The organism is Maricurvus nonylphenolicus, assembly GCF_042854845.1.
Taxonomy (GTDB): Bacteria; Pseudomonadota; Gammaproteobacteria; order Pseudomonadales; family Cellvibrionaceae; genus Maricurvus; species Maricurvus nonylphenolicus.
The window spans coordinates 326,996-341,674 of the sequence record NZ_AP031498.1; the positions used below are offsets into that span (position 1 = coordinate 326,996).

Annotated in this window: 10 protein-coding genes; 5 read left to right on the forward strand and 5 right to left on the reverse strand. The window is 48.3% G+C overall.

All coding sequences use genetic code 11. From position 1 onward, the window contains the following. Positions 1–307: 307 nt before the first annotated feature. The 5 genes from ACGHZ6_RS01515 (at position 308) to ACGHZ6_RS01535 (ending at position 6,365) form a co-directional block, all read left to right on the forward strand. On the forward strand, positions 308–2,644 hold the full coding sequence (locus tag ACGHZ6_RS01515; RefSeq protein ID WP_390617015.1) for a TonB-dependent receptor: 2,337 nt from the start codon (positions 308–310) through the stop codon (positions 2,642–2,644). A gap of 248 nt (positions 2,645–2,892) precedes the next feature. Beyond that, positions 2,893–3,555, forward strand: coding sequence for a paraquat-inducible protein A (locus tag ACGHZ6_RS01520; protein WP_390617016.1), 663 nt, complete (start codon positions 2,893–2,895; stop codon positions 3,553–3,555). Then, positions 3,542–4,198, forward strand: a complete 657-nt coding sequence (locus ACGHZ6_RS01525; protein WP_390617018.1) for a paraquat-inducible protein A — start codon at positions 3,542–3,544, stop codon at positions 4,196–4,198. The genes ACGHZ6_RS01520 and ACGHZ6_RS01525 overlap by 14 nt, the downstream gene beginning before the upstream one ends. Then, on the forward strand, positions 4,195–5,811 hold the full coding sequence (gene pqiB / locus ACGHZ6_RS01530; protein ID WP_390617019.1) for an intermembrane transport protein PqiB: 1,617 nt from the start codon (positions 4,195–4,197) through the stop codon (positions 5,809–5,811). The genes ACGHZ6_RS01525 and pqiB overlap by 4 nt, the downstream gene beginning before the upstream one ends. Continuing rightward, positions 5,811–6,365, forward strand: coding sequence for a membrane integrity-associated transporter subunit PqiC (locus tag ACGHZ6_RS01535; RefSeq protein ID WP_390617020.1), 555 nt, complete (start codon positions 5,811–5,813; stop codon positions 6,363–6,365). The genes pqiB and ACGHZ6_RS01535 overlap by 1 nt, the downstream gene beginning before the upstream one ends. A gap of 51 nt (positions 6,366–6,416) precedes the next feature. Here ACGHZ6_RS01535 and ACGHZ6_RS01540 read toward each other — a convergent pair whose 3' ends face one another. The 5 genes from ACGHZ6_RS01540 to ACGHZ6_RS01560 form a co-directional block, all read right to left on the reverse strand. After that, complete coding sequence (locus tag ACGHZ6_RS01540) at positions 6,417–7,616, reverse strand: thiolase C-terminal domain-containing protein (protein ID WP_390617021.1); 1,200 nt, start codon at positions 7,614–7,616, stop codon at positions 6,417–6,419. 1 nt (position 7,617) lies between these two features. After that, positions 7,618–9,171, reverse strand: coding sequence for a class I adenylate-forming enzyme family protein (locus ACGHZ6_RS01545; RefSeq protein ID WP_390617022.1), 1,554 nt, complete (start codon positions 9,169–9,171; stop codon positions 7,618–7,620). Positions 9,172–9,294: 123 nt separating this feature from the next. Beyond that, positions 9,295–10,401, reverse strand: coding sequence for a saccharopine dehydrogenase family protein (locus ACGHZ6_RS01550; protein WP_390617023.1), 1,107 nt, complete (start codon positions 10,399–10,401; stop codon positions 9,295–9,297). A 52-nt stretch (positions 10,402–10,453) separates the two neighbouring features. After that, positions 10,454–11,731 (reverse strand): acyl-CoA dehydrogenase family protein, encoded by a 1,278-nt coding sequence (locus tag ACGHZ6_RS01555; RefSeq protein ID WP_390617024.1) that lies wholly within the window; start codon positions 11,729–11,731, stop codon positions 10,454–10,456. 196 nt (positions 11,732–11,927) lie between these two features. After that, a complete protein-coding gene (locus ACGHZ6_RS01560; protein WP_390617025.1) occupies positions 11,928–14,612 on the reverse strand; it encodes a LuxR C-terminal-related transcriptional regulator in 2,685 nt (894 codons plus the stop codon). Between the last annotated feature and the right edge of the window lie 67 nt (positions 14,613–14,679).

A 14,679-nucleotide genomic window follows, 5' to 3' on the forward strand; every position in this document is an offset into this window, starting at 1 on the left:
ATAATGCTCTCTGTTAGCCATTTTATAACGTTTTCTAACAATTACTCTTTAACTCGCGAATAATTTTTATATGAAAGGCTTTAATAGTCAGGCCATTTACTGGCTCACGTCAATCTACCCAAACGGGTGAAATCAGTTCACCCGTTTGGGTGAGTATTTTGTTTATGGGAATCGCTATATTCGTCAGACTCGTTCTGGGAAGGAGAGCCAGTTCCTCTATGTCTCTACAGAATATCTTTGGAGACGCATAAGAGGGTAGGAACCTGGGGCGAAAAAACATAAAAATGAAAATAGAGAGAGTAATACCATGATCAAAACTGATTTTCGTCACTTGTCTTCTCGTTCATTACTGAGTGTATCCATAGCGTCTGTGGTACTCGGAATGGGTTCTTTTGGCTCGGCGGTCGCAGAAGATTTTACGCTGGAAGAGGTGGTGGTAACCGCACAAAAGCGTGCAGAAAGCTTACAAGATGTTTCTGTGTCCGTATCCGCTCTCGGTGGTGATTTTATGCAGGATGCTGGCATCAGTGATATGAATGATGTTGCCCAACATGTTCCGGCATTAACTGTGTCAACGAACTCTAGCCCATGGAACACCAGTTTCCGTATGCGTCGTATTGGTAACGAAGGAAACATTCCTACCTTTGAGCCAGATACTGGGTTGTTTATTGATGGTGCCTTTCGTTCTCGCTCCGGCCTGGGGCTCGGCGATCTGGTAGATATCGAGCGCATAGAAGCGTTGAAAGGCCCGCAGAGTACGCTTTACGGTAAGAATGTAACGGCAGGTGTAGTGAGTGTTACCACTACGTCTCCGACACAAGATTTTGAAGCCATGGTTGAAGGGTCGGTGGCTGAAGACTCGGCCTATAACGTTAAGGGTTTTATCAATGGCGGTTTAAGCGAAACCGTGGCTGGTCGTTTGTCCATGTCTTATTCCGAGCGTGATCATCTAGTGGAGAATGTTGGTGCTGCCGGCGATGCTGATGATCTACAAAGTTATGCCCTTCGCGGCCAATTGATGATCGAGCCGAGTGATGTACTGAGTATTCGTTTGATTGCCGGTGCAGTACAGCGTGAATTTGATGGTCCCGTGGGCGACGTTGAATGGGGCGCATCTGCACAGGCTATGTTCCCGGCGCTAGGTGCGCCAATTACGGATAACACGTTGGGCAACCGTAAAATTGATTACGGGCAGGGTGTCAATGAATTCGAGCAGGATTCCTATGAATTTACCGCCATTGTTGATTACGATTTAGGTTATGCCAGTCTGACATCCATCACCAGTTATGATGAATATGATGTGGTATCGACATTGGTTGATACTGATCAGATGGGATTGGATATTATCAAGTTTAACGATACCACTGAGGGTTACTCCTACAGTCAGGAATTACGCCTGACCTCACCCGGTGGTGAAACCGTGGATTGGATGACGGGAATATTTATTTATCATAACAATTTTACCCGTGGTGAAGGTGATGATCAGGACTTTGTGCTGGGTAGTGATATCAACCTTTTATCGCTCGGCTTTACCGGTAACCTTGATCCTAATGCATTAGGTCAACCGGGTCAGTATGCCGATGTGTATAACGAGCAGGATACTGATACCTACGGCGTTTTTGCTTCCGCAACCTGGAATATCTCTGATGTGATGTCGTTAACGGGTGGCTTGCGCTACAGCTACGAGAAGAAAGATGCAGAGATCAGCAATACATCTACAGCTTTGGCCTCGGGTAATATTGCTGCCTTGCCAGACGGTTTAATCGGAGCACTGGTGCCTGCGGCAGGACAGCAATGGAAACCCTCCGATAGCTGGAATGCGGTAACCGGTAATCTGACCCTGGAATATCACTGGACCGATGAAGTGATGACTTATTTAACTGCAGCACGTGGCTTTAAAGCTGGTGGTTATAACTTGGGGTGGGGTGGAACGGCTTTTGCGGACCGTCCATTTGATGAAGAGGTGGTTGAAACTCTTGAGTTGGGTTGGAAATCCCGTTTACTGGGAGATCGCCTGCAGTTAAACGGTGCGGTTTTCTACACCGAATATACCGATTTTCAATCTGCAGCTTTTAAAGGTTTGACCTTTGAAGTTAATAACGCTGAGCAGGTTAATAATATCGGTATCGAGTTTGATGGTCTGTACTTGTTAACTGAAAATATCACCGTTAACTTTGCTGCGTCTTATGTGAAGGCGGAATACGATGAGTACACTAAAGGTTCTTGTGCCTATGGTGTGACACCGAATGGTCCGCAAGCGGCTAACGGCTTCTGTGATCTGAGCGGTGAAGACCTACCATTTGCTCCTCGCTGGAAAGCCAATGCTGGTGTTCAGTATGAAACCCAACTGTGGGATGGCGATTTTTATGCCCGCACGGATGTATCGTGGGTCGATGATCATATCCCAAGCTCTTCTTTGGATGAACGTCATGAGCAAAGTGATTACGCTATGGCAAATGTGAAGTTGGGTTGGCGCAATGCCAGTTGGGATTTCTCTATCTGGGGAAAAAATATTACCAATCAGGATTATGCCGTTCAGTACGCGCCGGATAATGTATTGGGGGCTCTTTTACAGGATGGCTCACAGCAAGTATTTATGAATACCCCGGCTGCCGCGGGTGCGACTCTGCGTTATACCTACTGATGCTCGATCTCTCTCGTTGAAGCTCAGCTTTTGCCGAGGTTAGCCCCGATCAGAAATGGTCGGGGCTTTTTTGTGTGCGCGTGAGAATATAGCTAGGTTGAGTAAGTGGTTACTTAGGTGGCAGACGACTATATTCATGGAATCAACTTGGAACCTTTAATGGCTGTAGCAACTCTATGGTAGAGTTGTATCATAAATAGCTTCTTTGGGTGTTTATCAAGTCAAAATCAGGGAATTGAAACTGGATCATGAGTCATACACTAGATCATCAAGCGCTTTCAATGGCCTGCCCATCCTGTGATTTGATCTATGATATGTCGGGCCTCAAGGATGGTGATCGCGCAAATTGTCATCGCTGTGGCCATCGATTAACTACTTATCGGGCTGATGAGCTGCATCGAGTCATTGCCTATGGCAGTTCGGCCTTAATTATGCTTCTGCTCTCATGCAGCTTCCCCTTTTTATCTTTCAAAGCCAGTGGCCTGGAAAGTGTTATTACCTTGCCGCAGACGGTATATAAGCTGTGGTTGAATAATATGCCAGATCTGGCTGTGCTGGTGGGCGCATTTATTTTGGGGGTGCCTGCATTGGTGTTGGGCATGATGATCTGGATGGCTGTGCATCTAATCAGAAAGCAGCCGCATCCCTGGTTGCCTCTGGTGGGGAGAATAGTCTTTACCCTGCAGGCCTGGTCGATGGTGGAAGTATTTTTTATCGGGGTGTTAGTCAGCTTGGTGAAAATAGCCAAGATGGCGACGGTTGTTATGGGCGTGTCCTTTTGGTCCTATGGCGCATTTTTTATCCTCTTTACGATGACCTTGGCAACCCTTGATCGTTACCAGTGCTGGCGAAGAATTGATGCGTTGGAGTCTAGCGATGTAAAACATGAGGTGAAAGATGCAGACCGATAGCTGGCGTCAGACCGCGGCCTACAAGAATCTGGTATCTTGTCATGTATGCTTCAAATTGGCAGATAAGCAACTACACCATTGCCCTCGCTGTGGTGCCGCCATGCACTTACGTAAAAATAACAGTGTTGAGCGAACCATGGCACTCTTGATTACCGCGTGTATTCTTTATATTCCGGCGAATGTTTTACCGATTATGATCACCGATCAATTGGGGCAGTCTGAGGAAAGTACCATTATTGGCGGCGTCGTATTGCTCATTCAATTGGGTTCGATTCCCATTGCCGCAGTCATTTTTATTGCTAGCGTGATGGTGCCTTTGGGTAAGCTCATCATGTTGTTTTATTTGTGTTGGAGTCTAAAACGCGGCGTGCCGGGTACAGAGCGACAGCGCACAGTGTTCTACCGGGTCACAGAGTTGATGGGGAAGTGGTCGATGATTGATGTTTTTGTGGTAGCTATCCTCGTGGCCTTGGTTCATTTAGGTGGTTTGCTGGTTATTCGTCCGGGAATCGCTGCTATGGCATTTGCGGGGGTCGTTATAGTCACCATGATTGCGGCTGAGTGTTTTGACCCTCGCTTAATGTGGGATCAATCAAATAATGATAAGGATAAAGACGATTCAATGGCTGGAGAGCGCGCGTGACGGAAGCAGGATTGACACCGGAGACATCTCAAGGGCGAAAATTCTCATCGATCTGGATAATCCCTTTGGTGTCGTTGATCGCCGGTGCCTGGATGGTGGTACATACTATCCTCAGCCAGGGGCCTACTATCACAATCAGTTTTGAGACTGCCGAGGGCTTGGAGGCGGGAAAAACCAAAGTCAAAATACTCAATGTTGATGTGGGGTTGGTGGAAAGCGTACGCCTTCGCTCTCCGGGCAAAGGTGTAGTGGCTACCGTTAAACTTGAAAAAGAAGCAGAAGATTTGTTGGGTAAAGACACTCGTTTTTGGGTGGTAAGAGCGCGTATCGGTGCGCAGGGGATCCAAGGGCTCAGTACGATTTTGTCCGGCGGTTATATTGAGTTATCTCCTGGTAATGGCACGGAAAAAGTCCGCGAGTTTATTGGTCTGGAGGAACCACCGTTAACACCCGTTGATGCACCGGGGATGCGATTACAGCTCTACGCTGCGCAAGCGGGTGCAGTCAGTGTCGGTGACAGTGTTCTTTATCGAGGCTATGAGGTGGGGCGGGTTGAGGCGATGGAGTTTAATGTTGACAATAATCGCGCTGAATACAATGTTTTTATCGATGCGCCTTTCCATAAGTTAGTCAAGAGTTCCACCCGATTCTGGAATGCCAGCGGCGTTTCTTTGGTGGCGTCTGCGCAAGGCTTGGAGCTCAATATGGGATCATTGGAAACGGTCTTGCGTGGTGGGATTACCTTTGACGCGATTCCAGGATTGCCGTTAGGGGAAACCATTAATGTGGATGAACCGCTGAAATTGTATGACAGTTACGATGATGTGTTGGAAAACCCTTATCGTTATGGTCGCTATTACGTAGTGAAGTTTTCCCAATCTTTGCGGGGCTTGGAATCGGGTGCTCCGGTTGAGTATCGTGGAATAGAAGTAGGCCGCGTTGTCCGCATTTTGCTTAAAGAACTGACCCGTGAAGGCATGATGGGCATGGGGCAGGATATTCCAGTATTAATTTATCTGGAACCTGGGCGTATGGGAGTGCCCGATGTGTCGGCGGCGACAGATGCCTTGACTAAAACCATTGAGGTTGGTGTACAGAATGGTTTAAGAGCCACCTTGGAAACGGGCAACTTGTTAACCGGCAAGCAGTTAGTGACGTTAAATTACTATCCAGAAGAGGATGTTGCCAGTTTAAGCGAATTTAATGAATACGCCGTCATTCCAACCGTGCAAACCGGAGTTGATCGTCTGGAACAACAGATTAGAAGCTTTCTGGATAAGCTGAATGCCTTGCCCTTGGAGGCAACGGTAGCCAGTGCCAATGATGTCATTGGCCAGCTTAATACGACACTGAGTTCTGTGAACAGTTTATTGGAGCATCGGCAAACACAAGCTCTGCCTGAAAATCTCACTGCCACGATAAACGAATTTCGAGAAGTGCTCGATGGGTTTTCACAGGATTCGAATCTTTATCAAAATCTGGGTTACTCAGTTAACGAATTGAATCGAACGCTGGAAAATCTGGACGAGCTTAGTCGCCGACTGGCAGACAACCCCAATTCATTAATATTCTCAGGGTCGCATAAAGCGGATCCGAAACCGGAGGCTCCCTAATGCGACTGTGCCTGATGTTAGGTTTTTTACAGCTGGTCGGCTGTTCAGCTACTGAACCTGAGAGAAACTACTATCTTTTGCGGCACGCACAATTGGCCAGTGTTGATGATCCCGTACCTGCACAGATAGGTATTGGCCAATTAACGGTTGCCAGTTATATAGATGGTTCGGGGTTGGTGTTGGAGGTAATGCCTGGTGAGATCCATCACGCCCGATACCATCAGTGGGCTGAACCTTTGCGGGAAAGTTTACGTGGCTATCTGGCTGAAAGCCTTGCTGCGGTGAGTGGTAAGAAAGTCAGTTCCGAGGCGTCAAGTTCCGCCGTTTGGCTGCAACGTATTGATATTCGTATTTCTGAGCTGCACGGTGACCATCTAGGCCACGCAAAATTAGTTGCCTACTGGCGTGTTACCGACATAAAGAAAAACAAGGTTACGGTTGAGGAGGAGTTTAATTCTCGCTTGCCCCTGGCTAATGACGGTTACGGAGCATTAGTGTTGGCGCAAAAACAACTTTTGGATCAGCTGGCTGATCATATTGCGAAAACGCTATAAACGTGAATAAAAAAGGGAGCCGAAGCTCCCAGCAGAGACCTAAGAAACCGATTAAGACATTTTTTGAAGAATGTTGACGAAGCCGGCACTGCCCAGGCCGCCATTGTGCTGAAGTGCCGTGCGTGCGCCTTCTACTTGACGCTGTTCAGCTTGACCATTGTCACGCAGGTGCCATACCAGTTCGGTAATTTGTGAAAGTCCGGTCGCGCCTAAAGGGTGGCCTTTGGCCAACAGACCGCCTGATGGGCAGACAACCACTTGGCCACCGTAGGTGTTTTGGCCTTCCAGAATGAACTTTTCCATATCGACATCTTCACACAGACCAAGAGCTGAATAGGTCAGGATTTCATTGCTGGTAAAACAGTCATGTAATTCGATGACGTCGATGTCATGCGGACTTACACCGGCTTCTTCATAGGCCTGGTTAGCCGCATCGCGACTTAAGGCGCGGAACATAATGTCGAGCGGGTCAGATTCAAAGTATTCGGCTTTATCGCTACAGTTGCCCTGGCCAATCACCTGTACGCTGTAATCCAGGTTGTGTTTTTTGGCGAAGCTTTCCGTGCACACAATAACGGCAGCAGCGCCACAACTGGGTGGGCAGGCGTAGAGTTTGCGCAGGCCTCGAAATACCGGGTCGCCAGCAAGAATCTGCTCTGTGGTTAAAGGATCACGGAAGATCGCATAGGGATTAAACTCCGCATGGCGGTGTGCTTTCTTTGTGATTTCGGCCAGTACAGTATCATCAATACCATACACTTCCTTGGTCAGATCAACCTGGCAACCAAACAGTTGTACCGCCGGTGGCAGTTTACGCTCGGCCTCACTTAAACCCACGAGATCGGCGGCGGCTTTATTGTGACGCTCAATAGGGCCCGGGCGATCCGGGAATACCATATCGATAGCGCCTGGTTGCATCTGCTCAAAACCAACGGCCAGTGCGCATTCGTGAATACCGTGTTTAATAGCTTGGGTGGCGAGAGAAAATGCAGTGGAGCCGCTGGCACAATTGTTATTGACATTAACCACGGGAATGCCGGTAATGCCTACACGATACAGGGCGGCCTGGCCCGCGCAACTGTCACCATACACATAACTGGCGTAAGCGGATTGAATATCACTGTATTCAAGGCCGCAGTCTTTCAGTGCGCTGCGAATTGCACGCTCACCCATCACGTCATAGGTGTCACTCTGCCCGGGCTTTTTAAACGGGATCATACCAACGCCGGCAATTACGATTTTTTCTGTCATCTTAATTTACCGCCCGATCACGACCTTCCCAGTACTTCTTGCGAAGTTCAGTTTTTAACACCTTGCCCACCGGGCTACGCGGTAGATCGTCGATAAAATCAACCGACTTGGGTGCTTTAACACTGTCTAATAAGGCTTTGGTATGAGTGATAATTTCTTCTTCAGTGGCGTGTATCCCGGGTTTTAATTGGATAACGGCTTTCACTGCCTCACCCCACTTTTCATCGGGTACACCGACGACAGCGCAATCTTGCACGGCCGTGTGTTGGGTAATCGCTTGCTCAATTTCATTGGGGAAGACGTTAAAGCCACCGGTAATAATCATGTCTTTCTTGCGGTCAACAATTTTAACAAAACCTTCGCTGTCCATCACACCGATATCGCCAGTGTGGTGCCAGCCAAATTCACGCACTTCGGCGGTGGCTTCTGGATTGTTGAAGTAACCCGGCGTTACCAGTTCACCTTTAACGCAAATTTCACCACGTTCACCGCGTGGTACTTCAGTGCCGTTGTCATCGAGAATAGCTACCTGATTGAATGCGGCAGGACGACCAATGCTGGCCAGTCGAGATTCAATAATGTTGCCGTCTTTATCCAGATAGTCCCAAGGTGCTTTTACGGTGATTGATGCAGGCGCTTCGGTTTGACCAAAGGCTTCAGTCATTACCGGGCCGAAGACATCAATCGCTTCTTTGAGTTTTTCCAAAGACGTTGGCGCTGCACCGATAAAGATATGCTGCAGTGAAGAATGATCGTAATCACGCACATTGGGCAGTGCCAGCATCATATAAAGCACAGTCGGTGGTACGAAGTAATGGGTGATGCCGTATTCCTGTACCGCTTTAAGAATGCCTTCAGGGTCAGCTTTGGCCATCATGTAGTTAGTTCCACCACGGGCAAAGTGGGCACAGCCGATAATGCCGGCACTGTGAGTCATGGGGGCAACGACAAGGTGACGGGAATCATCATGGTACTTAAAGGCCGACCAGTAGTTGGCATACATGGTTTCGATATTTTTGTGGGTGATCATGACACCTTTAGGCTTACCGGTGGTGCCGCCGGTAGGGAAGAGTGCAAAAATATCGTTGGGGTTTTCTGTCGTTGCTGGAAACGTCATATGATAATCGGCGATCCAGCTACTTAAGGCTTGTGCTGCGCCCTGATCACTGTCTAGGCAAATTAAAGCTTTGATGCCGCTAACCTGTGATTGAATTGCTTGGGCTTCTTTCTCAAAGTAGCTGTGATAGAAAAGTACTTCACCTTCAAAGCGATCCAGCAGATCGATATTGGCTTCGACGGAGTTGCGAGGGTTGATGGGCAGCCAGATTGCTTCGGCGCGCATCAAACCAAGTAGTGCTAAAAATGCAGCGTTGCTGTTAGGAGCGAGAATGCCTATATTGGTTCCTTTGCCAAAACCGTGACCACGGATTGCCGAGGCAATGTGGTGGCTTTCCTGTTGGGCTTGTTGGTAGGTATATTCTGAGCCCGGTTCTACAAAAGCCAGGTTGTTCGGATAAAGGTTGGCACCTTTATCAAAGAAATCAATAACGCGCATGGATCGCTCCTCGATACAGCCAATAACTGCCCCGATGGGCAGCTATGAAATGGTCAAATAGTGCTCCCCTGACCGATGGAAAATTGTTGTCGGCCTGGGGAGTTTTGGTCAGATAAAAATGGCTTAGTAAACTTCAACGTCTACCGGGAAGAAGTTTTTCAGTGCACCTAATAAGTAACGGTAACCAAAGGCTTGGCCAGGAGAGCAGAATCCGACATTATCTGGGCCACCGTTAAGCAGCTTGTGGGCGGCTGCAGCTTGAATTGCACCGGTTTGCAGGTAGCCAGGGCCACTGCGGATTACACAGGTACGGCTGCCGCTGGTACCACGACCTACGGCAAAATCGATACAACGATGCTGCAGCATATTTTCGCGAGGAGGCATGCCCGGTTGCATATCATCACCAATTTTACTCAGTGCGGCGATTTGCTCGTCCATGGGCAGCTGCTTAATTTCGGCCTCGTAGTGCGCTTGTAGTTGCAAGATGCTTTCAAACATGGGGCGGTTAGTGAACGCAGTTAGCTGGCGTACACTTTTAACGCGTGGGTCATCTTTAAACCAGATTGGCAGTGAACCACCACCCCATGGATGGGCCAGTTGACTGATGGCGTGGCCAGGTACAGTGATTTCATAGCCTTTGGCTTTTGGCCATGGCTTCAGCTCGTCGTTCTCCAGGTACAGGTTGTCGTTAATAAACATGCCGAAGATACTCTGGGTAGACGCATAGGTCGGTACGCCAGATGCCAGCAGTGCTGCTTCAATGCTGTCGATACCTTCTTGCTCCAAAACGATTTGTGCTGCAATTTCTTTGGTGGCATACATGTAAGCAGTACTGGGTACCAGTGCCAGACCGGCTTGTTTGAATTGCTCGTCATATTTTTCTTTGGCAGCGGCTACAAACGGTTGCTCGCCTGTGGTGTCAATATAGTGAACGCCGGCTTTGAGTGCTGCTTCTACAGCTGTTTCACCGAACTTGATGAAAGGACCTACGGTGTTACAGAAAACCTGACTGCCATGTAACAGTTCAGCCAGTTCATCAACGGTGTGATTGACAGTCGCAATTTCGTAATCAGCTGTTTCTATGCCAGGTACTTTTGCCATGGCTTCTTCGATTTTTTCGCGGCTGCGACCGGCCGCAATAAATGGAATTTCGTATTCACGCAGGTATTCAGCAATAAGACGACCTGTGTAACCACTTGCACCATAAATAACAACGGGTTTCTTGCTCATAATATTTCTCCGTACTCTCGGTATACTCTTTTTAAGAAATTATTGGGTTTTATTAATCGATATGGTTTTCTTTAAACCACTCACTGATATAGCTGGCGGCTTTCAAGTTAAGAATGTTGTTCTCGCCATCCTCAATCATGGAAGCGCGGGCATCGCGCATTAGCTTTTCAACCGGATACTCGCGCGTGAGCCCATTGCCGCCAAAAAGCTGTACGGCCTCTGAGGCCACTTCGAAACAACTGCGGGTTACAAACGTTTTTGCCGTAATTGAAGCCACTAAATGCGGGTCGGGAGCCAGATAATTAAAATTGGCTACACGGCGAGCCATGGCGCGGCAGGCTTCGACTTTTTGCCACTGATCAAACAAACGCAGTTTTACGGATTGATGCTCTATAATCGGACAACCACCTTGTTTGCGTTCATGGACATACGCCAAACTGTGCTCATAGGCGGCACGTGCCAAGCCGGTGAAGGTGAAACCCATTTCCATGTTGGCAAAGGTCAGTACGCCAAAGAAATCAGCGGCCAGTTTGGCATCATCGGCAACGATATTTTTTTTGGGCACGCGTACATCATCAAAAAAGACTTCGCCTTGGGGTAGAGGGCGCTGGCCGACTTTATCCAGTGGTTTGCCTTTGGAGACCCCGTCTTGTTCCAGATCGATTAGAACTGCGATGTGGTTGAGTGAACCGTCTGCTTTATATAAACCTTCGCCGTAATCACAGGGAATATAGGCCAGGGCGGTTTGTGCAATAGGCGCACCGCTGACCCAGGCGGATGATTGGCCACTAACCACAACGTGGTTGCCTTCAATGTGAGCACTTAAATTCCCTTTGTTTTGTTTGGCTCCAGTGGCGAGTTCTCGACCATCAAGATCAACGACTTCGCTGCCGCGGTCAGGTTGGGTGGCAAGCCAGCAGCCAATACGGCTGCCAAAAATTTCAATCAGTTCAGGGTCGCCTGTGCCGTGGGCAACAAACGCAGGGAAAGAAGTGGCTACAGATAGAATGGCCAGGCCGGCATCGCCCCATCCCAGCTCTTCAAATATCAACGGAATAATGCGTGCTTTTTGCTCTTTATCCATGGAGGCCATGGTTTCCAGGTCAATAATGCCGCTGGCTTGGACTTGTTCCAGATAGTCATACAGCGGGGAGCCTGGAGCGATGACCTCTTCCGCTGACATCTTGTCTAGCTTCTCGGCAATAGGACGCATGACTTCGGCCGCAAAGCGGTGGGTCACTTCCTGAATGGCTTGTTCTTCTTCCGTTAAACCGGCATCCAAACCGGAAATTCCAAGCTGCAGCGCTGGAATCTGATCAATTTTAAACATTGGGTTTTCCCCCTTGTGTCGCTCTCAATTTCAATCTTGATGTTATGGTTCCATGCTAGAGGTGATAGCGGGTGAGAACGTCACCCGGAGGGGTGAAAAATGGCCAGAGCAGAGGGGGAGTGTGTAAGTGGCTGGACTTGTTAAGTTATTGAGTTATAACGGATAGCGTTATTTAAGCCTGCATGATGGTTTTGGCTTAGTGATGTTTATTTAGGCGACCTATGGCTTGGGTGCGGCTAGTGACATTGAGCTTGGCATAAATCGACTTTAGGTGGCTTTTTACCGTGTTAACAGAGACAAACAGATTTTCAGCAATAGCTTTGTTACTCATCCCCTGTTTTAGGCAGTTGGCGACCTTGAGCTCAGCTTTGCTTAAAGGTTCTTGGGGTTGGTGATCTTCGGGGGTTGGTTTATAGCCTGCCAGCAGTGTAGCCATTCTTTCTCGCAGGATAGGGGATGGCGAGGTGAGGCGAATATCATCATAGAGGCTGCCAAGCGTGTCGAATCGGCTGCGTAATAACTGATTGCAGCAGCAGTGGCTATCGGTAAGTAAGGCCTGCTCTAGCATCAGTTTGGCTTTATCGTCATTGCCAGCTTGTCGATAGCCCTCGGCCAGCGTGAGCATAAAGTCAATTTGTTGAAAGCGGAAGTTGGCTTCTTCCAAGTGACGAATCGTTTTCTTTAATTTAACGGCAAGTTGGGCATAGTCCTTGCGGCCCAGCAGTGCACAGGCGTCACCGTAATCCATATAGACAATGATGGATGCGAGGTCTTTCTGTTCAAGGGGGTGAAGTTTTTGGCGCTTATCGAGGGTGAATTTAACGGTGTTGTTATCGCCGATAAGCTGTGCCAGGCGAATCAGTTCACCGGAAATAAATCCCTGTACAATAGGTGTCTTACGTTTCTCTGCCAGCTGCAGTAGGTCACGCAATTGCTGTATGGCTTCGGTGGTTTCGCCGAGGTCGAAATAGACCCGACTTTGTATCACGGCTATCCATCCAAGTACTGCTGAGTCAGCCAGGGATTTCATTGCCGTTCTGGATGTCTCAAACAGTTTTTTTGCTCGTTGAAGATCACCATTAAGATAGGCAATGATCGCATCGATCGCCTGTGTGAAATGCTGTATTTGTTGGGAGGGGCTGTTGAGTTCTGCCAGCCATTGGCAAAGGCTTTGAAACTCACGATTAATATTGGTGGGATCGGCGAGTGTTAAATAGCACATTAACAAAGTGATGCGAGCATAAAAAGCGCTGTAAGTTTCACTGGTTTCAGTGGGGCTAAGATGACACTGTCTGGCGTAGTTGATGGCGGTTTGTATGTCGCCGAGGTGGTAATAGCATATAGCCAAATCAACCTGAACCGTATTGCGTAAAAAGGCGGGTTCACTGGGTAGTTTATCTAAGATGGGTAAGGCTTTTTCAATGGCTTTATTGTAACGCTCTTGGAAGACATCGCGAGTGATTTCAATTGCGCGTAGATTGTCATGGCTAAAATTCGTAATCGGTTGCTGAGTGAAGAGTTCTCGAAATTCTTCCAGTACCAGGTCGCACAGAGATACGTCGTTGACAAGCAAGTGATGCCAGGCTTGTTGTAATAAAAGTTGAGGTTGGCTGCGGACAACGCCTTCAGGAAGGCGCCGAATCAAGCTAAGGAAACTGTAGATTTCACCCTTGCCAATAATGTCATTGCCATATAGAGAAAGCTGCTCAAGAGCCTGTTCATGTTGTTGATTGCTAATCAACAGATCGATGGATTCTGCATATAGCTGATGACTGGAAAACCATTGACTGGCTTGCTGATAAAGATCTTCGCGTTCACTGTGTTCTAGCTGTTGCACTTCTTGCAGTAAAAAGTCTCGTAATAGAGGGTGGATTTTGAACCAGTACCCCTGGCTATCCAAATTTTGGATAAGAAGTCCCAGCCCTGGAAGTTGGCGTATTTTTTGAGTCAGTCTATCGTCACCGGTGATGGCACTGACTAAATTATGGTTTAGCCTGGGGCATAGGGATATGTTGCGGAGCGCTTTACGCAATGTGCTGTCTACAGAGCTGAGCACTTCTTCTTTGAGATAATTCGCAATATCTTGACTGCTGCCTTTCAGTTGATTTGCGGTAATTTGACTGTGGCTGGATTGGCGAGTGATTTCAATCGCCATATTAAAAAGGGCTGGCCAGCCGCTGGTTTTGTGAAGAAGTTGCTGCAGCTCATCGTCAGACAATTGACCTGTGGCAGTTTGGGGTGAAAGCTGCTTGGCTTCGTTCAGTGAGAATTGAAGTTCCTCGGCCGTTACTTGATGTAATCGCCCCTGTGATTTGATTTTAGCGGTGGCGAACGCGGGTTCTATGCGACTTCCACTGATCAGAATAAATTTATTGTTGGTGTGTTTGGCTAATGCTGCCAGCTCTTGAATAGTTTCTTCGCTGTGCAGTTCGTGGGTGTCATCGAGAATAAGTGCGGTGGGTGAAGCTTGGTGGTGCAAGTGTTCGCTCAGTGAGGCTGCAAATTGACTAGCACTCGCTTGGCGAGGATTGGACAGGCGTTCTTCGGCAAAGTCGTTTAACTCAATACCGGCATGCTTGAGAGAGGCCAAGATGTACAGCCTCAATATATGGGCACTGCTATCGCTGGCATCTAGATGTAGCCAAGCGGCATGCCAGTGTTGAGCTAGGAGATGCTCGCTAATCTCCCCCAGGACGGTAGTTTTGCCATAGCCTGCCGGAGCAGTAACCAGAAAAACCTGACGCCCTAGCTTGATGCCTTGGTCAAAGCGGCTCATGACATACTGGCGACGGACCCAGCCCTGCGGTGGCTGCGGCGCAAGCAGCTTAATGGTGGCCATTGGGTGCTGGGCTGCGAGGTTGTCGGTCACAAGGGCAGGCATAGGTTGAGTTTCCGAGCTGCTATTAAACTAACGATAATAAAGGTAAATATGGAGGCTAAAGCTTGCT

What these genes read in the sequence shown, in the direction of transcription:
- ACGHZ6_RS01515 (WP_390617015.1), top strand. Translation starts at nt 308, where the DNA reads ATGATCAAAACTGATTTTCGTCACTTGTCTTCTCGTTCATTACTGAGT.
- ACGHZ6_RS01520 (WP_390617016.1), top strand. Translation starts at nt 2,893, where the DNA reads ATGAGTCATACACTAGATCATCAAGCGCTTTCAATGGCCTGCCCATCC.
- ACGHZ6_RS01525 (WP_390617018.1), top strand. Translation starts at nt 3,542, where the DNA reads ATGCAGACCGATAGCTGGCGTCAGACCGCGGCCTACAAGAATCTGGTA.
- ACGHZ6_RS01535 (WP_390617020.1), top strand. Translation starts at nt 5,811, where the DNA reads ATGCGACTGTGCCTGATGTTAGGTTTTTTACAGCTGGTCGGCTGTTCA.
- ACGHZ6_RS01540 (WP_390617021.1), bottom strand. Translation starts at nt 7,616, where the DNA reads ATGACAGAAAAAATCGTAATTGCCGGCGTTGGTATGATCCCGTTTAAA.
- ACGHZ6_RS01545 (WP_390617022.1), bottom strand. Translation starts at nt 9,171, where the DNA reads ATGCGCGTTATTGATTTCTTTGATAAAGGTGCCAACCTTTATCCGAAC.
- ACGHZ6_RS01550 (WP_390617023.1), bottom strand. Translation starts at nt 10,401, where the DNA reads ATGAGCAAGAAACCCGTTGTTATTTATGGTGCAAGTGGTTACACAGGT.
- ACGHZ6_RS01555 (WP_390617024.1), bottom strand. Translation starts at nt 11,731, where the DNA reads ATGTTTAAAATTGATCAGATTCCAGCGCTGCAGCTTGGAATTTCCGGT.
- ACGHZ6_RS01560 (WP_390617025.1), bottom strand. Translation starts at nt 14,612, where the DNA reads ATGCCTGCCCTTGTGACCGACAACCTCGCAGCCCAGCACCCAATGGCC.